This window comes from Clostridium nitrophenolicum, from assembly GCF_055391695.1.
In genome coordinates this window covers 4,354,215-4,372,187 of sequence record NZ_AP042469.1, presented here as the reverse complement: position 1 = coordinate 4,372,187, position 17,973 = coordinate 4,354,215, and the positions used below count along the sequence as shown (strand labels likewise).

Below are 17,973 nucleotides of genomic sequence, written 5' to 3'. Positions count from 1 at the left end.
TATCTAAACCTGAAAGGTGTTTGATGAAAATCTGAAAAATTGCTAAAATATACTTAAAGGTTTTCAAAGTTTATATGTACATAAAAGTAAATGGAGGTAAAGGAATGCTAATTTTATCTAAAGAAGACATAAGAAAGGTATTTTCTATGAAAGATGCCGTAGATTCTGTTAAACAGGCGTTTTCGATTTATTCAGAGGGGAAAAGTGTAGTTCCTTTAAGAGTGAATATCGATGTTGCTAAATGTGGTGGTCAAAGCTTATTTATGCCAGGATATGTTCCTGATTTAGATAGTGTAGGAATAAAAATAGTTTCAGTATTTCCTAAGAATGTAGAAAAGGGAATACCGTCAGTACCGGCTCAAATGATTTTGTTAGATGGAACTACAGGTGAGGTTTGCTGTATAATGGATGGAACTTATTTAACTCAGCTTAGAACTGGAGCAGCCTCTGGAGCGGCTACTGATGTGCTTGCATCTCCTGATGCAAAGATAGCAGCTATTTTTGGAGCTGGGGGTCAGGCAATGTGTCAGCTTGAAGCGCTGCTTGCAGTTAGAAAGCTTGAGATTGTAAAGGTTTTTGCCTTAGGCGATGAAGCTAAGAAGTTTGTTGAAGCAGCTAAGATACAATTGAAAGAATATGGAGTAGAAATTGTTGCAGCAGAAAGTGCTGAAGAGGCCTTAAAAGATGCTGATATAATAACTGCCGTTACAACCTCTAAAAAGCCTGTTTTCCCGGGAAATTTAGTAAAAAAAGGTGCTCATGTGAATGGAGTTGGTTCATATACGAGGGAAATGCAGGAACTAGACGAGTACATTGTTACAAAAGCAGATAAAGTATTTGTTGACTCAAAGGATGCGGTAATTGCTGAGGCCGGTGATTTTATACAACCTATGGAAAAAGGACTTATAGATAACAGCAGAATAGATGGAGAACTAGGTGAAGTTATTTTGGGAAAATTAAAAGGAAGAGAGAGTAATAGTGAAATAACTTTATTTAAAACTGTAGGAATTGCTATTCAAGATGTTGTTACTGCAAGCAAAATATATAAAAAGGCCTTGGAAAAAGGTATCGGGAGGATAGTAGAGATATAAAGATAAAATAAAACCTACATTAGGTAGGATCTATCTCCACCCGAAAGTATTAATTGCGGTTAGCTATTGAATGAATTTTATACCAATGATCTTCAAACTAAAAAATATGAATATAGCAGCTAAAGAACAAGATTATAATCGTAAAACTATAGTTTATTATAATAAACTATAGTTTTATTTAATAATGTTAATAAAATTATATATGAGAAAAATAAATTATTGTTCTTGTGGAGATAAAGAAGGAGGTTAGGAAAATGTCCTATACAAATAAGATTATTAATTTATTCCCTAAAAATTATTCTAATGAATGGATGAAAAATGGAATAGAGCTTACTTTTAAAAAAGGGGAATTAATTTCTACACCAGAAAAATTAGATAAATATGTTTTTATTATAAAGAAAGGAAATGCATGTGATTTTCATATTCATATAGATGGAAAAGAATGTGTTATAGGTTTGTTATCAAGAGGGGATATTATTGGACTTGCAAATGTTTTTATAGAAAAGGAAGGTAGAATATTTTCGAGGGCCTTAACAGAACTTAAAGTTGTTGCTGTTTCTAGAGAAGAAGTAAAAAGGCTTGTTCAACAAAATTCATCACTGGCAATGGCTTTGCTCAATTATTTTTCTGAGAAACATCAGGATATGGTTGAGATTTTAGAGCAAATTGGTTATGGAAAAGTTGAAAAAAGACTTATCTTTTTATTTCAAAAACTTATAGATTATAGTAAAGAAGATAATGGCTGGTATCCAATTCCTAGTTCAATTACTCATAAAGATATGGCAGCTATGATTGCTTCGACTCGTGAAACAGTAACTTTAACTATTAACAAACTTTTGCAAGATAGTATAATTAGGTATCACGAAAATAGGATTTGGATTCAATTAAAATAAAAAGATTAAGAATAATTTTAATAGATGTAAGGTATATTACATACTTAGTCAGCATCTGGTGCTAAAATTTAAACGTAGTAATTAATAAATATAGAAATACGGGAGGATGTTACAATGAATAATATTGCATTAGATGCTGTAAAGCAAATTACAAACACAATAAAGGAAAATCCAAGTGAGGGAATTAAAAAATGGACTGCTCATCTTAATTGGGAAGATGGTACTAAAAACAATGTATTTATAAGAGATTTTTCACCTATAATTATTGATGAACCAGCTCAATTAGGAGGAACAGATAAAGGGCCTAATCCTGTTGAATATTTATTAGCAGGAGCTGTTAGTTGTTTTGCAATTACCTTTGAGGTTTTTGCAAGTCAGGAAGGCGTTAAGCTAGAAAAAGTAGATGTAGATATTGAAGCAGATTTAAATGTAGCTGTATTTTTAGGAATTAAAGAAGGTGAACGCGGAATTATAAATCCTACTATAAAATTAAATGCGGTTACTTCTGCACCTATAGAAAAAGTAAAGGAAATAGCAAACCTTACTTTATCAGTATCACCTGTTTTAAATAGTCTTAATGCAAAAATAGAATTGGTTATTTAATAGTTACAATTAGAAAGAACATATAATCAATCATTAGATACAATATGAAAATGTATTGTATCTAATGATCGATAAAGATAGATTTAGATAACTATAAGTATGAAATTATTACCAATAAAGGAAGGATATTTATGATTGAGTATAAAACTAGAGATGTATGTGCAAGAAAAATTCAATTTATGATTGAGGATGGTATATTAAAGGATGTGTCTTTTACAGCTGGATGTAATGGAAATCTCAGCGGTATCAGCAAATTAGTTGAGGGTATGAAAATAGAAGATGTTATTAATAAACTTGAAGGAATTAAATGCGGGGTAAAAAATACGTCTTGCCCAGCACAATTAGCAGAAGCTTTAAAACAGCAATTAAAAAGCAATAAATAGCTTAGAATTTAGCAAGGGGAAAATAGGTTATGGAAAGATATAAGTTAAAACGATGGTTAGTAGTTCTAGGAGCTATATTACTTCAAGTTTGTCTAGGTTCTATATATTCCTGGAGTTTATTTAATCAACCACTAATAGATAAGTTTGGCTGGGAAAAGTCATCTGTTGTATTAACGTTTTCCATTGCAATTGCAATGTTTGCATTTTCAACAATTTTTGCAGGGAAATTACAAGATAAAATAGGACCTAAAAAAGTTTCAATCTTAGGAGGGATTTTATTTGGATTGGGTCTAATACTATCTAGTAGAGCCACATCATTAATTGAATTATATATTTGTTATGGAATAATTGGTGGTGCCGGTGTTGGGATAACTTATGTAGGCCCGTTGACAACATGTGTAAAATGGTTTCCGGAGAAAAGGGGTTTTATTACTGGTATAGCAGTAGGTTCATTTGGGCTCGGAAGCTTAATATTTAAGTCTATTATTTTAAGTCTTATTTCAGCAAAGGGGGTTTCGCAAACATTCCTATTTCTTGGCATAATTAATATGGTATTAATAGTATTTGGAGCACAGTTTTTAATATTACCTCCAAAGGATTATAAAGTACCAAAATCTATAAAATATAATGATAATAAAGATTTTTCTGTTAGGCAAATGATTAATACTAAACAATTCTATTTATTATGGATTGTGTACTTTTTCGGGTGTATAAGTGGTTTGCTAGTAATAGGGCTAGCTAAAGATATAGGGATTGAGCTTGTAAAGTTGTCTCCTGGAGTTGCAGCTGGTACTGTAACTATGATTGCATTGTTTAATGCAGGTGGTAGGATTACATGGGGAATTGTTTCAGACAAAATTGGAAGAATCAAGTCTTTTTTAATTATTTATATAGCCACATTTATTGCTATGATTATAATGAGTTTGATTAATATGAATTTCATTATATTCTTTGCATGTATTGCAACTGTAGCCTTTAGTTTTGGAGGTGTTGTTACAATAGTTCCAGCAATTACTGCTGATTACTATGGTGTTAAAAATTTAGGTTCTAACTACGAAATTGTATTTCAAGCATTTGGTATAGCAGCTATTGCAGGACCGATTATTGCTGCTTTTTTAGGGCTTGAAAAATCATTTTTAGTTGCAGCTATATTATCTATTATTTCTGCAATTATGGTCTTATTTGTCAAGCCTCCACGCTTTTGTAAATTAAACTGATAAAAGTATTTAACGAGTTTGTTCTAATAACAGAAAATGACAGATAGTAAGCTTACATCAGATAGTTTTTATATTGCTTTGAAGAGATGGATTTACTAGTGGTGCTAGACTGTGGAATAGATGGTATAGTATAGTTCAATACTATCTTATAGAAATGATTTCGTTTGATATGATAAAATTTATAATAAGGCAAATTTTAGCGGGGTGAACTTGTTGGAAATAAACAATGTGGAGTATGAGGTAGTAAAAGGGTATGATAAGGTTATAAATCTTTCGCTATATGAAGAAAAACAGCTTGAAGAAATTATAAAATGGAAAAAACAAAAACCTAGTGTTTTAAGTAAAACTATTAATTTGGTATCTAAACCTATTGTTTGGGCAGGAACTAAGCTTATACCCAATATAGCATTTGAGGGTATATTAAATTTTAGTAATTTGCTATCAGTAAGACTTACGGATAAGGAGGACATTAGAAAAAAAGCAGGTGTAAAAGATATTGAGGAATTAAGGTATAAAAGGTTAGATTTATCGGATAGTTTAGCGGATGAAATTCATAAATGGGCAATAAAAGCTGCTGTTGTAGAGGGCGGAGGAACAGGAATTTTAGGCTTAGCTGGTATAGCCATAGATATACCAGTAGTAATAACTTTAGCACTTAATACTATTAATAAAATTGGTATGTGTTATGGATATGAATGTAAAACGAAAGATGATAGAGAATTTTGTATGGCAATATTATCTGCATCTAGTTCAAACACTATAGAAGAGAAAGCTGCTGCTTTAGGATTTTTAAAAAACATAGAGATAACCCTTACAAAAAAGTCTTGGGAAACAATAGCTATAAAAGCTGCTAAAAAAAGGATGAGTAAAGAAGCAGGTATAATTGCTGCGAAAAATTTATCTAAACAACTAGGTGTTAATCTGACAAAAAGGAAAGCTCTAGCAGCTATTCCAATAGCAGGAGCTGTTGTGGGAGGATCAGTAAATGGTTTATTTTTAAGGGATGTTGGATGGTCTGCTAAAAGAGCTTTTCAAGAAAGATGGCTTATGGATAATGGAAAAATAGATGAAGAAGATTATTATAAGAGTATATTATTATAGTTATTGCCAATAATATAAATGTACTTTTTTACTCATATTTATTAACATTATTTTAGAACTAGTAAATTAGAGCTAGTTCTTTTTTCTTTTTGCAAAACTACATTATTTGAAAATGCTTAAATAATAAAGTATAATATATAATGGTTAAATACGTAATATTAGGATAAATAGTTATTAAGTAGAATTAGACTAAAGGGGATTATATGGATGAGTTTGATTGAAAAAATAAATAGTTATGAGATTGATAAGTGTGAACAAATAGCTCATATTTATAAAAATAGTTCTATTACATATGGTGAACTAATTGAAAAGTCTGATGCTATGGCTGCATATATTATTGATCAATTTGGGGATGATAAAACACCAATAGTTGTTTATGGACATAAAGAACATGAGATGCTTATATGTTTTTTGGCCTGTGTAAAAGCTGGACATGCATATATACCTATTGATACTTCATTTCCTTATGAGAGAGTTAGAGATATAGTGGAAAGTTCCCAGACTAAGCTAATATTTAATATAGGAGAATTTGACTATAATTTTATAGGGGTAAATGTAAAGAATTATAATGAAATTAAAAAGATACTTTTACAATATAAACTGCATAAACCTGATAAAAAGTATGCCTTAGAAGAAAAGGATACATATTATATAATATATACATCTGGAAGTACTGGAAAACCGAAAGGTGTACAGATTACTCTTTCCTGTTTAGAAAGTTTTATTCATTGGGCAACAAAGATTTCTTCATTAAGAGATGGTGCTAACTATGTATTTATGAATCAGGCTCCTTTTTCTTTTGACTTATCTGTGATGGACTTATACCTTTCATTATCTAGGGGCTCTACTCTCTTTAGCATAGATAAGTCTATGGTATTAAATTTAAAACTATTGTTTGAAAGCTTTGGTAGCTCAGATATAAATATTTGGGTATCTACACCCTCTTTTGCAGAAATGTGTTTAGGCGATAGTAGTTTTAATGAAGAATTACTTCCTAAACTTGAAACTTTCTTATTTTGTGGAGAAACACTTACAAATAGTTGTGCTCAAAGACTTCTTAAAAGGTTCAGTAACTCAAAGGTTATAAATATGTATGGGCCAACAGAAGCTACGGTAGCAGTAACCTCTATTGAAATAAATGAAGAAATTGCAAATAAAATAGTACCTTTACCAGTTGGTATTGTTAAAGAAGATTGTAGAGTTATAATTATAGATGAAAATGGCAATGAGCTTCCAGAAGGAGAAAAGGGAGAAATAATTATAATAGGAGACAGTGTAAGTATAGGATATTACAATAATAAGGAGAGAACAGAGAAATCCTTTTCGAAAAAGGTTATTAATGGAGTAGAGAAGAGGTGTTACAGGACTGGAGATGAAGGGTATATAAAGCAGGGCTTACTTTACTATTGTGGGAGAATAGATTTTCAAATTAAATTAAATGGATATAGAATTGAACTTGAAGATATTGAAAATAATTTAAGAAATATAGAATTTATTAATAATTGTGTTGTAGTTCCTATAATTAAAGAAAATAGGATTCAACATTTAACTGCAGTAGTTACTTTAAATAGAAGTCCTTGGGACAAAGAATTTAAAATGGCTATGCAAATTAAAAATGAACTGAAAAAGTTTATACCGGACTATATGATTCCTAGAAAGATTAATATAGTGGAATCACTTCCTATGACTATAAATGGAAAAGTTAACAGAAAGGCATTACTGGAGGAGATGAAATGATTCCATACAGTGGATTACTATTCTTTTACGTATTATTTATACTTTTAATACCAGCTGTATTTTTAGGTATCAATGGAAAGTCCTTAAAAAAATATGGTGTTATAGCTAATATTGCAGCTCTAATATTGATATTTGGTAATTCAAAAAAGCAAATTACATTGTTAATGTTATTTTATATAGGTGAACTGATTTTAGTAAAGTTCTATTCGATTATAAGAAGAAGATATGAACAACGGTGGATTTTATGGATAATGGTAGTTTGTTCGCTTATACCACTGATATTAGATAAATGGGGAAATATTTTATTAATAAATAGACAACTTGGTTTTTTGGGAATTTCTTATTTAACCTTTAAAGTAATTCAAATGCTTTTAGAAATATATGATGGATTGATAACAGAAGTAGGTATACTTAATTTTACTTATTTTCTCTTATTTTTTCCAACTATAAGTTCAGGGCCTATTGATCGTTCAAGAAGGTTTCAAGAGGATATAAATAAGGTTTTAAGTAAGGAAGAATACTTAGTTTATCTAAGAGAAGGAATATGGAAACTTTCAACAGGAATTGCTTATAAATTTATAATAGGTGTTTTAATTTCAAACTATTGGATGAATAAAATCCCTGCAACACATACTTTATTAAATACATTAAATTATATGTATGCTTATAGCTTTTATTTGTTCTTTGACTTTGCTGGTTACAGCTTAATGGCAATTGGGACAAGCTATATTTTAGGAGTTGCAACTCCAGAAAATTTTAATATGCCTTTCATTAGCAAAGATATTAAAGATTTTTGGAACAGATGGCATATGTCTTTATCCTTTTGGTTCAGAGACTTTTTATATACTAGATTTGTAATGGCTGCACTAAAGAAAAAATGGTTTAAAAGCAGATTCACTGCTTCTTATATAGGTTATTTTATTACCATGGGAACTATGGGGATATGGCATGGAACACAAGCTTTTTATTTACTATATGGAATATATCATGCATTACTGATTATTACCACAGATTATATTGAAAGAAAAAGCAAATGGTATAAAAAAGCCAAGAAAAATGAGGCATGGAGCCCTTTGTTTATCTTTGTTACCTTTAACCTTGTATGCTTTGGTTTTTTAATTTTTTCTGGTTACTTATTTAAAAAATAAATTATAAATTTGGAGGAAGAAACTATGGAAGAAAAAATATTAGATATATTAGAGTCAATATGTGGTGTTGATGAAGTGAGAGAAGATAAAGACTTGGATTTATTTGACTCAGGTTTGTTAGATTCACTTGCAACTATAGAACTTTTAATTGCATTAGAAGAAAAGCTTGGAGTTAAAATTGAGCCAACAGAGGTACAAAGAGAGGATATAAATACACCTAATAAAATTATTGAATATGTTTCCTTGAGGTAACATAATGAAAAAGATAGCTATTATATTAAGTACTTTTGCAGCCTTTGTTATTTTAGTATTTTCATCTTTACATATAATAGATAACTATTATACAACCCGAATAGATAACATTTATTATGACAAGTTTGGAAATGAACTTATGTCAGAAAAAGAAAAAGGGCTTATTCTTCAAAAAAAATCTTTAGAGAGAAAAGACAATCTCCAATTACTTGGTTCTTCAGAGCTAGCAGATAAAACAATACCTACCCATCCTATGAATATTTTTGCAGATAAGGCTGATGGGTTTCAGATAAATGGTGTTGGTAGAGGATATTGTCAAAGTATTATTCATGCTGCTAGAATTGGAGCATTAAGTAAAGAGTACAAAGATAAAAAGCTTGTAATAATTATATCTCCTCAATGGTTTAATACTAAAGGATTAGGAACTAATGAATTCCTTATGAATTTTTCCGAACTTCAATTTTATACTTTTATGTTTAATAATAATATTGATAAATCTATAAAATTGTCCTTTGCAAAAAGAACTAAGCAACTTCTAGAAAGTGATAAGAATAATTTAATGGTTAGTATATATGCAAGTTTATATACCTATAATAATGCACCATCAAAGATTGCGCTTGATATTTTAAATCCCTACTACAAGTTTAAGTCTTATATACTTAGCATCAGGGATAAGAGGATTGCATATGATAGATTGTTAAAGTATAAAAAAGCTGGTGAAAAACAGTATATTGAGCCTAAGTCCTCAGTGTATGACTGGAATTCTCAAATGGAAAAGGCTGAATTACTAGCAAAAACTAAAGCTAATAATAACGATTTTTATATTTTAAATGATTATTACAATCAATATATAAAAGATAATTTAAATACATATAAGGGATCATATAAAAACGAATCCTATATAAATTCACCAGAGTATGAAGACTTTAAACTATTACTTGAAATATGTAAAAGTCAAAATATAAAACCACTTTTTGTAAGTGTGCCTGTTCATGGAAAGTGGTATGACTATTGTGAGTTTCCTAAAGAAAATAGAGAGGCATGCTATAAGGAAATAAGAACATTGGTTGCAGGTTATGGTTTTGAAATGCTTGATTTATCAGAGAATGAGTATGAAAAATACTTTTTAAAGGATATTATGCATCTTGGATGGAAAGGATGGATATATATTGACGAGGCGATTGATAAATATTATCATGAAGGTAGATAATAAAATAAAAAATAATAATATTTTGTTATTTATGTATTGTGGAGTTATAGTCTTTGGATTAATTTTGATTTTTCTTTTTTCTGACAATAACGCAGTTAACTACATATATAGTGAATTCTAATTATAACATTAAATAATTTATAAGGGGTGTTTTCAAGGAAAACGCCCCTTATAAATTTGCAGTCTTTTCTAAAATTAACTTTGTTCTAAAACATGTAAAAATTTAATATAAATACTACAAAGATATATCAAATAATGATGTATCTAAAATTGTTATATAAATAGTCTTTCTTTTATCACTTTATATGGAGGTTGAGGGATGAATTTTAAAGAATTAATAGAGCAGGATAGAGAAAAAGGAAGAAAAGACGAATTTGAAGGAACCTTATTAGATTATCTTCAGATTATAAAAGAAAATCCGGAAGTTGCTCAGCTTGCACATAGAAGAATGTATAATTTAATAACAAATCCAGGTGTGGAAGTTTTAAAGTCAGAAGAAAACCTAAGGATAAGAAAAATATATGGTAATGAAACAATAAAAAGTTATAACTTTTTTAAAAATGATTTTTTCGGCATCGAAAAGACTCTTATGAAAATAGCTAGTTATTTTTATTCAGCAGCTATGAATGGTGAAGAGTCAAGACAGGTACTTTATTTAGTTGGACCTGTAGGTTCAGGAAAGTCTTCTATAGTAGAAGTATTAAAAAGGGCTTTAGAAGAAAGCGAACCTATATATGCTTTGAAAGGATGTCCTATGAGAGAAGAACCTCTCCATCTTATTCCTAAACATTTAAGAAAGCAGTTTGAAGAAAACTTAGGAATAAAAATAGAAGGAGACTTATGTCCGGTATGTAGACATAGGTTAAAAGAAGAATTTAAAGGGCAGTATGAAAACTTCCCGGTAGTTAAAACAGGATTTTCGATTAGATCTAGAAAAGGAATAGGGGTAGTACCGCCTGTTGATCCAAATAATCAAGACACATCAGTTTTGGTTGGATCAGTAGATATTTCAAAGATGGATTTATATCCAGAAGATGATCCTCGTATATTCTCCCTAAATGGCGCTTTTGACGTTGGAAACAGAGGATTGGTTGAATTTATAGAGGTGTTTAAAAATGATGTTGAGTATCTTCATACTATTATAACTGCTACTCAAGAAAAATCTATACCATCTCCAGGAAAAGGTTCTATGATTTATTTCGATGGAGTTATAATAGCCCACTCTAATGAAGCTGAATGGAATAAGTTTAAATCAGACCATACAAATGAAGCCATATTAGACAGAATAGTTAAGGTTGAAGTTCCATATTGTATGGAATTAAGCGAGGAAACAAAGATATATGAAAAGATATTAAAGAAGAGTCACTTTAAAGCTCATATAGCACCACACACTATTGAAGTAGCTGCTATGTTTGCTATATTAAGCAGACTATCTCTATCTAATAAAGTAGATCTTTTGACTAAGTTAAAGATTTATAATGGAGAAGAAATAGTTGAAAAAGGAACTACTAAGAAGATAGATATTATGGAGCTTAGAGAAGAAGCTGGAATAAGAGAAGGTATGGAAGGCATATCAACAAGATTTATTATTAAAGCTATAGATAATGCTCTTTCAGACTCAGAACATCATTGTATTAATCCATTAAGTGTAATGGAAAGTATTATTAAATCAATAAAAGATTTAGATGTTGCTGATGACTTGAGAAAGAAATATCTTGGATTAATTCAAGATAGCATAAGAAAAGAATATAATAAGGTTCTCGAAAAAGAAATAACTAAGGCCTTTATTCAAAGCTTTAAGGAACAAGCTGAGAGCTTATTCAATAATTATTTAGATCATGCAGAAGCTTATGTCAATAGGGCTAAAATTAAGGATAAATCAACTGGAGAACAGCTAGACCCAGACGAAAAATTTATGCGTTCTATAGAAGAACAAATTGGCATATCAGAAGGTTCTGCTAAAGGCTTTAGGTCCGATGTCACATCATATATGTTCTATCTAATGAGAAAGGGCGGAAAAGTAGATTATACATCCTATGAGCCTTTAAAAGAAGCTATAGAAAAGAAAATAACATCATCAGTAAGAGAGATGTCACGTATAGTTACTAAATCAAAAGTTAGAGATAAGGAACAGCATAAGAAATATAATTCTATGGTAGAAGAAATGAAGAAAAACGGGTATTGCGATCATTGTTGTGATGTAATATTAAAATATGCTGCTAATAATCTATGGAAGGATTGATATTATGGCAGTATTTAGAGAATTCAACCCTATAGGGCATGATAGGGCTGGCGAGGATAGGAGAAGACATAGAGAACTTGTTGAAGATTCGATAAAGAAGAATCTCGTAGATATCCTGTCGGAGGAAAGTATTATAGGACAGACAAAAAATAAAAAGATAAAAATTCCTATTAAAGGGCTCAAAGAATATCAATTTGTATATGGGAAAAATGTGCCTGGTGTAGGAAGTGGTGATGGCACAGAGAAAAGAGGAGATGTAATAGGCACCGAAAAAGAAGCCAAAGGAAGTGGAAATAAAGGGGCAGGTAATGAGGAAGGAGAAGATATATACGAAACTGAGATAACCATAGAAGATATTATGGAATATATATTTCAGGATTTAAATTTACCTAATTTGACTAAAAAGAGATTTTCTGAAATATTGTCAGATGGTTCAAAGAAGAAGTGTGGTTATCAGAAAAGTGGAATCCCCCCAAGACTTGCCAAGAAGAAAACTGTTGTTGAAAAGTTAAAAAGAAAACAGGGTATGAAAAGAGCACTTAAAGAAGATGTTCAAAAAAATGGAATGAATGAAGAAGTGCTAAACCAATATTCTCTTGATGGAGAAGATCTTGTAGGGAGATTTCCTTTTAAAGAAGATGATTTAAGATATTATAGAGTAAAACCAACCAAGAAGAGAGAATACAGTGCAGTGGTAATGTGCATAATGGATACTTCGGCATCTATGGATCAAAATAAAAAGTATTTAGCTAGATCATTTTTCTTTATGCTGTATCAGTTTGTAAAAGCTAAGTATTCAAACGTGGAGGTTGTGTTTATTGCACACTCCACCACTGCTAAAGTTGTTACAGAAAATGAATTCTTTCACAAGGTTGAATCCGGAGGCACTTATATATCTAGCGGATACAATAAGGCTTTAGAAATTATTGAAGAAAAATACAATCCGGCTATATGGAATATATATGCTTTTCATGTAAGTGATGGAGATAATTGGAGTGAAGATAATGATAGGGCCGTTAAAGCGGCTAATACCTTGTGTGATGTTAGCAACCTATTTGGATATGCAGAGATTATGGCTTATGGATATACTAGTGCAATAAAAAAGAGATATTCTAATGAAGTTAAAAGAAAGAATTTTGTATCTGTGGCAATGAAAAAGAAAGAGGATATGTGGGATGCTCTTAGAGAAATGCTTACTGTGGAAATAAATAATGACTACTAATTTGTTAGAGGGGGTGAGGAATTGGAATACACTGTAGCTGATTTGGAGATGTGGAATGACTTAATAGAAGAAAAGGCAAGGGAAGTTGGACTTGATTATTATCCTCAGGAATTTGAAATCATAAATTATAATGATATGCTGGCATATGAAGTTTATGTAGGTATGCCTTCTATGTATCCGCACTGGAGCTTTGGAAAAGCATATGAAAAGCTAAGAACTCTTTATAATTATAATCTTACAGGGCTTCCTTATGAAATGGTAATAAACTCAAATCCATGTGTTGCATATTTAATGAAAGATAATACAATGCTGCTTCAAATATTAACGATGGCACATGTTTATGGACATAACGATTTTTTCAAAAATAATAGAATGTTTAAAGAAGCCACAAGTGCAATTTATACTTTGGAAATGTTTAAAAATCATGCAGATATTATAAGATCATACATTAACGATCCGAGTATAGGGTATGTAGAGGTCGAAAAGATGTTAAATGCAGCTCATGCTCTAAAATATCAAACAAATAGAGTTGTTGGAGTTAAGCATTTAAGCGATGAAGAGATTAGAAAAAGAAAAATGGAAGATTATAAAAGTATAGATATGAATTATAGTCCAATTGTACCTAGAGAAAAGCCAGAGCCTCCTGATGTTGAAAAAGTACCTCAAGAGCCGGTAGAAGATATATTAGGTTTTATATCCATGCATGGTGATTTGTTTGAGTGGCAGAAGAATGTTATAGAAATAGTTAGGGATGAAACAAAGTATTTTGTTCCTCAAATAGAAACCAAAATTATGAATGAAGGCTGGGCTAGCTACTGGCATTATAATATTCTAAAGAAATTAGAATTACCTCAAAAGCTTTATCTTGAGTTTATAAAAAGACATAATGACGTTATTGTGCCTCTTCAAGGAAATATAAATCCATATTTCTTAGGCTTTGAAATTTATAAAGACCTAGTTCAGAAATACGGAGAAGAAAAAATATTTGAGGTAAGACTCATAGAAAGAGATGAGTCTTTCTTAAGAAGGTACTTGACAAAGGAGCTTTGTACTAAGCTTAATTTATTCCAGTATATTAAGAAAGATAAGAATTATGTAATTGATGAAATATCCGATGATGAAGGATGGAAGGAAATAAGAAATACCCTAAGCAATAGCTGTGGTATGGGCAGTATTCCGAACATTAGAGTTGAAGATATGTCAAAAATGGATAAAACTTTAACTCTTGAGCATGTCTTTGAAGGAAGAGAGCTTCAACTTCAGTATGCAGTGGAGACTCTCAAACATGTAGTTGATTTGTGGAAGCACAAAGTAATTTTAAAAACTAACCTAAATGGAAAAGATACAAAGATTGTATGTGATGAGAATAAGAAGATAACTTACGAATAACGGTAAGTTTTTAGTTGACAATTGACAGAGGACAGATAAGGTGAGTTTTCTTTATTATGTCAGAAAACAATTATATTTTTAAGACTCGTTTCACTAATGTGAAACGAGTCTTTATAAATTTAAGATTTTCTGAAGCAAAGCGTAAGAAAATCCTCCTTCACTGTCCACTGTCAACTACATGTACATGCCTTAAGGAAGCATTGCTGGAAAGTTAAGTCCTGTCTTTTCGTCTAATCCAAACATAATATTCATATTTTGAATGGCCTGACCTGCGGCACCTTTCATTAAATTATCTATGACAGAGCATACTATTACTTTTCCTGTTCTTTTATCTAATCTTAGACCAATGTGGCACATATTAGAACCCTTAACATACTTGGTTTCAGGCATATCTTCTGTAACTTTTACGAAAAACTCATCTTTGTAAAATTCATTATATAGCTTATATAATTCCTCTTGCGACATATCAATAGTTAAGTTTGCATAACATACAGATAGAATTCCTCTGTTCATCGGAACTAAATGAGGGGTAAAAACAAGAGTTAAATCACTTCCTAATAAATGTGAAAGTTCTTGTTCAATTTCTGGAGTATGTCTATGAGAGGCAACAGAATATGCTTTTATGGATTCATTACATTCTGTATATATATTTGGTATAGCAGCATTTCTTCCTGCGCCAGAAACTCCAGATTTTGCATCTATAATTATAGACTTAGGGTCAATTATTTTAGCTTTTAAAAGTGGAGCAATTGCTAAAATGCTCGCAGTAGGGTAACAGCCAGGATTAGCAATTAGAGAAGCATTTTTTATACTTTCTCGCTTAAGCTCAGGAAGTCCATAAACTGAATCTGCTAGAAGCTCGCTGCATTGGTGTTCCAATCCATACCATTGCTCATAAGCAGCCTTTGATTTAATTCTAAAATCAGCCCCTAAATCTATGACTTTTACTCCTTTTTCAAGAGCTTTTTTTGTTATATCAAAAGATTTTCCATGAGGTAAAGCTATGAAAAGCACATCAATGCTATTTAATTTACATTCAGCTTTTTGCATATTTATGCAAATATTTTTATTGAAACCATAATAATTTTTATATATATCACTGTATAAGTTTCCTTCATAACTATGAGAAGAAAGAAAAACAATATTTGCATTTGAATGATTAGTTAAAAGCCATACCAGTTGTTGGCCTGCGTAGCCTGTAGAACCTAATATTCCTACGTTAATCATCTTATCACCTCTAGATATTTTAAATTATTCATAAAAATAATTATACATAAGCTAATATAATTATGCAATAAAAATATGAAATTATTTAAAATGTATTGCATATTAATAACAATAAGAGTATAATTATTCTCATAAAATTTAATAAGGTTGGTGGAGCACATGTTGGAGGAAGAAAATTCTATACCTTTAGAAGCACTACATGATATAGATAAGTTTAAAGGTAAAACCTTTGTAGTAAAATATGGTGGAAGCATAATGAATGATGAAAATGCATCTAAAGCTTTTATTGAGGATATAGTTCTACTAAAGCGCTTTGGTATAAATATAATTATTGTCCATGGTGGTGGCCCGGAAATATCTAAGTGGTTAAAAATGACCGGTGTAAAAAGTGAATTTAAAAATGGACTTAGAGTTACTGATAAAAATGTAATGGATATAGCTGAGATGGTTCTTTCAGGACATATAAACAAAGATATATCCGCAAGCTTAAGCAATCAAGGAATAAGTGCCATAGGACTAAGTGGAAGAGACAGCAATTTAATTAAGGCAAAGAAGAAATATATATATGAAAATGGTAAGAAAATAGATATAGGTTTTGTTGGAGAGGTAGTAAGTATAAATAAATCCTTTTTATTGAGTATTCTAGAGAAAGGAAGAGTGCCAGTTATTTCTCCTATAGCCTGTGATTCTTATGGCAATAAATACAATATAAATGCAGATTATGCAGCGTCCTTTATAAGTTCCGAACTTAAGTGCGAAAAACTTATGATCCTTACGGATGTAGAAGGTGTATATAAAGATATAAATGATAAATCAAGTATCATTAGAAATATAACTACTGATGACGTAAAAAGTTATATAGATGAAGGAATAATAAATGGTGGTATGATACCAAAAATGGAGTGTTGTATAGAGGCTATAGAAAATGGAACAAAAGATATACACCTTATAGATGGCAGAAAGAAGCACAGTTTGATTTCAAATATAGTATATGATTTTGGAACTAAAATTACTTCAAGAGGGAGAGAGAAAAAATGTCAAAAGGTAATATAATGAATACTTACGGAAGATTTGATGTAGTTTTTGAAAAAGGTTTAGGAAGTAAACTATATGATAGTAATGGCATAGAATATATGGATTTTGTATCAGGGGTAGCTGTTAACTGCTTAGGACACAGCCATCCAGCAGTAACAAAAGCTATAGCTGATCAGAACAGTAAGCTCATGCATATATCTAATTACTACTGGAGTAAACAAGCTGTTGAGCTATCTGAAAAGCTATGTTCTTTTAGTGATCATAAATCTGTTTTTTTCTGTAACAGTGGTACAGAAGCTATGGAATGTGGAGTAAAGATAGGAAGAAAATATGGAAAGATAAAAGGTGGAGCAGATAAAAATGTAGTAATATACATGGAAAATTCCTTCCATGGTAGAACTATGGGTGCTTTGTCTGTAACAGGACAGAAGAAGTATCAAGAAGACTTTATGCCATTGATTGGTGGAACTAGAAGTGCTAAATTTAATGATATAGAAGATTTGAAAGATAAAATGGGTAGTGAAGTTTGTGCAGTTATAATTGAACCTATACAAGGGGAAGGTGGAATAAACTCAGCTGCCATTGAGTATTTGAAGCAAGTTAAAGAATTATGTGAAAAGTATGATGCTCTTCTTATATTTGATGAAATTCAATGTGGTATGGGAAGGCTAGGAACTTTATTTGCTTATCAAAAATTTGGAGTGATTCCAGATGTTATATGCATGGCGAAAGGGCTTGGTGGAGGATTTCCAATAGGAGCTGTAATGGCTAACGAAAAAGCCTCTGTACTTGTGCCAGGAGACCACGGAAGCACCTTTGGCGGGAATCCGCTTGCTTGTGCAGTAAGTCTTGCTGTTTTAAAGGAGTTAACAGATGGAGGAGTAGTAGGTAAGGTAAATGAGAAAAGTGAATATATTATTTCTAAATTAAAAGATTTAAAAGAGAAATATCCAATAATAGAAGAGATAAAAGGAGTAGGGTTATTACTAGGGATAAAGCTTAAAGTGGATGTAAAGGAGTTTAGCAAGAAGTGCTTTGAAAATAAGCTGCTAGCGGTTACTGCAGGAAGCGATGTTATAAGGCTTTTACCGCCACTTAATGTAGAAAATGATGATGTAGATAAAGCTATGGAGTTATTAGAAAAGGTGTTTCAAAGTTATAACTAAAACACATAATTAATATGTTACAGGGCATATATTGTTTACAATATATGCTTTTTTGTC

16 protein-coding genes are annotated in these 17,973 nt (G+C 30.9%); 15 read left to right on the top strand and 1 reads right to left on the bottom strand.

Annotated features, from left to right (window positions below; all coding sequences use genetic code 11):
* The first annotated feature begins 104 nt into the window (after positions 1-104).
* From ACZ5N4_RS20685 to ACZ5N4_RS20625, 13 genes are all read left to right on the top strand, one after another.
* The gene (locus ACZ5N4_RS20685) at positions 105-1,091 is read left to right on the top strand and encodes an ornithine cyclodeaminase family protein (RefSeq protein ID WP_464204384.1); all 987 of its coding nucleotides are present in this window, start codon (positions 105-107) and stop codon (positions 1,089-1,091) included.
* A 254-nt stretch (positions 1,092-1,345) separates the two neighbouring features.
* Positions 1,346-1,984: a Crp/Fnr family transcriptional regulator gene (locus ACZ5N4_RS20680; protein ID WP_464204383.1), complete on the top strand. Its 639-nt coding sequence runs from the start codon at positions 1,346-1,348 to the stop codon at positions 1,982-1,984.
* Between the two features lie 114 nt (positions 1,985-2,098).
* The gene (locus ACZ5N4_RS20675) at positions 2,099-2,587 is read left to right on the top strand and encodes an OsmC family protein (RefSeq protein WP_464204382.1); all 489 of its coding nucleotides are present in this window, start codon (positions 2,099-2,101) and stop codon (positions 2,585-2,587) included.
* 131 nt (positions 2,588-2,718) lie between these two features.
* Positions 2,719-2,970 (top strand): TIGR03905 family TSCPD domain-containing protein, encoded by a 252-nt coding sequence (locus ACZ5N4_RS20670; RefSeq protein ID WP_464204381.1) that lies wholly within the window; start codon positions 2,719-2,721, stop codon positions 2,968-2,970.
* Positions 2,971-2,999: 29 nt separating this feature from the next.
* Positions 3,000-4,187 (top strand): L-lactate MFS transporter, encoded by a 1,188-nt coding sequence (locus ACZ5N4_RS20665; protein WP_464204380.1) that lies wholly within the window; start codon positions 3,000-3,002, stop codon positions 4,185-4,187.
* A gap of 213 nt (positions 4,188-4,400) precedes the next feature.
* The gene (locus ACZ5N4_RS20660; RefSeq protein ID WP_464204379.1) at positions 4,401-5,288 is read left to right on the top strand and encodes an EcsC family protein; all 888 of its coding nucleotides are present in this window, start codon (positions 4,401-4,403) and stop codon (positions 5,286-5,288) included.
* Between the two features lie 207 nt (positions 5,289-5,495).
* Positions 5,496-7,025, top strand: coding sequence for a D-alanine--poly(phosphoribitol) ligase subunit DltA (gene dltA / locus ACZ5N4_RS20655; protein ID WP_464204378.1), 1,530 nt, complete (start codon positions 5,496-5,498; stop codon positions 7,023-7,025).
* Positions 7,022-8,173 (top strand): D-alanyl-lipoteichoic acid biosynthesis protein DltB, encoded by a 1,152-nt coding sequence (dltB, locus tag ACZ5N4_RS20650; RefSeq protein ID WP_464204377.1) that lies wholly within the window; start codon positions 7,022-7,024, stop codon positions 8,171-8,173. Before dltA ends, dltB begins: the two co-directional genes overlap by 4 nt.
* A 24-nt stretch (positions 8,174-8,197) precedes the next feature.
* Positions 8,198-8,425: a D-alanine--poly(phosphoribitol) ligase subunit DltC gene (dltC, locus tag ACZ5N4_RS20645; protein WP_464204376.1), complete on the top strand. Its 228-nt coding sequence runs from the start codon at positions 8,198-8,200 to the stop codon at positions 8,423-8,425.
* Between the two features lie 4 nt (positions 8,426-8,429).
* Positions 8,430-9,635 carry a D-alanyl-lipoteichoic acid biosynthesis protein DltD gene (gene dltD, locus ACZ5N4_RS20640; protein ID WP_464204375.1) on the top strand — a complete coding sequence of 402 codons (1,206 nt, stop codon included), beginning with the start codon at positions 8,430-8,432 and terminating at the stop codon, positions 9,633-9,635.
* Positions 9,636-9,954: 319 nt separating this feature from the next.
* Positions 9,955-11,877: a PrkA family serine protein kinase gene (locus ACZ5N4_RS20635; protein ID WP_464204374.1), complete on the top strand. Its 1,923-nt coding sequence runs from the start codon at positions 9,955-9,957 to the stop codon at positions 11,875-11,877.
* Positions 11,878-11,881: 4 nt separating this feature from the next.
* A complete protein-coding gene (gene yhbH, locus ACZ5N4_RS20630) occupies positions 11,882-13,099 on the top strand; it encodes a sporulation protein YhbH (protein WP_464204373.1) in 1,218 nt (405 codons plus the stop codon).
* Positions 13,100-13,120: 21 nt separating this feature from the next.
* The gene (locus tag ACZ5N4_RS20625) at positions 13,121-14,488 is read left to right on the top strand and encodes a SpoVR family protein (protein ID WP_464204372.1); all 1,368 of its coding nucleotides are present in this window, start codon (positions 13,121-13,123) and stop codon (positions 14,486-14,488) included.
* 189 nt (positions 14,489-14,677) lie between these two features.
* Here ACZ5N4_RS20625 and argC read toward each other — a convergent pair whose 3' ends face one another.
* The gene (gene argC, locus ACZ5N4_RS20620) at positions 14,678-15,715 is read right to left on the bottom strand and encodes an N-acetyl-gamma-glutamyl-phosphate reductase (RefSeq protein ID WP_464204370.1); all 1,038 of its coding nucleotides are present in this window, start codon (positions 15,713-15,715) and stop codon (positions 14,678-14,680) included.
* A gap of 159 nt (positions 15,716-15,874) precedes the next feature.
* Between argC and argB the strand changes: the two genes are divergently transcribed.
* Together argB and ACZ5N4_RS20610 are read left to right on the top strand one after the other, a co-directional pair.
* Positions 15,875-16,768: an acetylglutamate kinase gene (gene argB, locus ACZ5N4_RS20615; RefSeq protein WP_464204369.1), complete on the top strand. Its 894-nt coding sequence runs from the start codon at positions 15,875-15,877 to the stop codon at positions 16,766-16,768.
* A complete protein-coding gene (locus ACZ5N4_RS20610) occupies positions 16,750-17,916 on the top strand; it encodes an aspartate aminotransferase family protein (RefSeq protein ID WP_464204368.1) in 1,167 nt (388 codons plus the stop codon). The genes argB and ACZ5N4_RS20610 overlap by 19 nt, the downstream gene beginning before the upstream one ends.
* Positions 17,917-17,973: the final 57 nt, after the last annotated feature.

Coding starts and splice junctions, on each gene's coding strand:
- ACZ5N4_RS20685 (WP_464204384.1), top strand. CDS start 105: ATGCTAATTTTATCTAAAGAAGACATAAGAAAGGTATTTTCTATGAAA.
- ACZ5N4_RS20680 (WP_464204383.1), top strand. CDS start 1,346: ATGTCCTATACAAATAAGATTATTAATTTATTCCCTAAAAATTATTCT.
- ACZ5N4_RS20675 (WP_464204382.1), top strand. CDS start 2,099: ATGAATAATATTGCATTAGATGCTGTAAAGCAAATTACAAACACAATA.
- ACZ5N4_RS20670 (WP_464204381.1), top strand. CDS start 2,719: ATGATTGAGTATAAAACTAGAGATGTATGTGCAAGAAAAATTCAATTT.
- ACZ5N4_RS20665 (WP_464204380.1), top strand. CDS start 3,000: ATGGAAAGATATAAGTTAAAACGATGGTTAGTAGTTCTAGGAGCTATA.
- dltA (WP_464204378.1), top strand. CDS start 5,496: ATGAGTTTGATTGAAAAAATAAATAGTTATGAGATTGATAAGTGTGAA.
- dltB (WP_464204377.1), top strand. CDS start 7,022: ATGATTCCATACAGTGGATTACTATTCTTTTACGTATTATTTATACTT.
- dltC (WP_464204376.1), top strand. CDS start 8,198: ATGGAAGAAAAAATATTAGATATATTAGAGTCAATATGTGGTGTTGAT.
- dltD (WP_464204375.1), top strand. CDS start 8,430: ATGAAAAAGATAGCTATTATATTAAGTACTTTTGCAGCCTTTGTTATT.
- ACZ5N4_RS20635 (WP_464204374.1), top strand. CDS start 9,955: ATGAATTTTAAAGAATTAATAGAGCAGGATAGAGAAAAAGGAAGAAAA.
- yhbH (WP_464204373.1), top strand. CDS start 11,882: ATGGCAGTATTTAGAGAATTCAACCCTATAGGGCATGATAGGGCTGGC.
- argC (WP_464204370.1), bottom strand. CDS start 15,715: ATGATTAACGTAGGAATATTAGGTTCTACAGGCTACGCAGGCCAACAA.
- argB (WP_464204369.1), top strand. CDS start 15,875: ATGTTGGAGGAAGAAAATTCTATACCTTTAGAAGCACTACATGATATA.
- ACZ5N4_RS20610 (WP_464204368.1), top strand. CDS start 16,750: ATGTCAAAAGGTAATATAATGAATACTTACGGAAGATTTGATGTAGTT.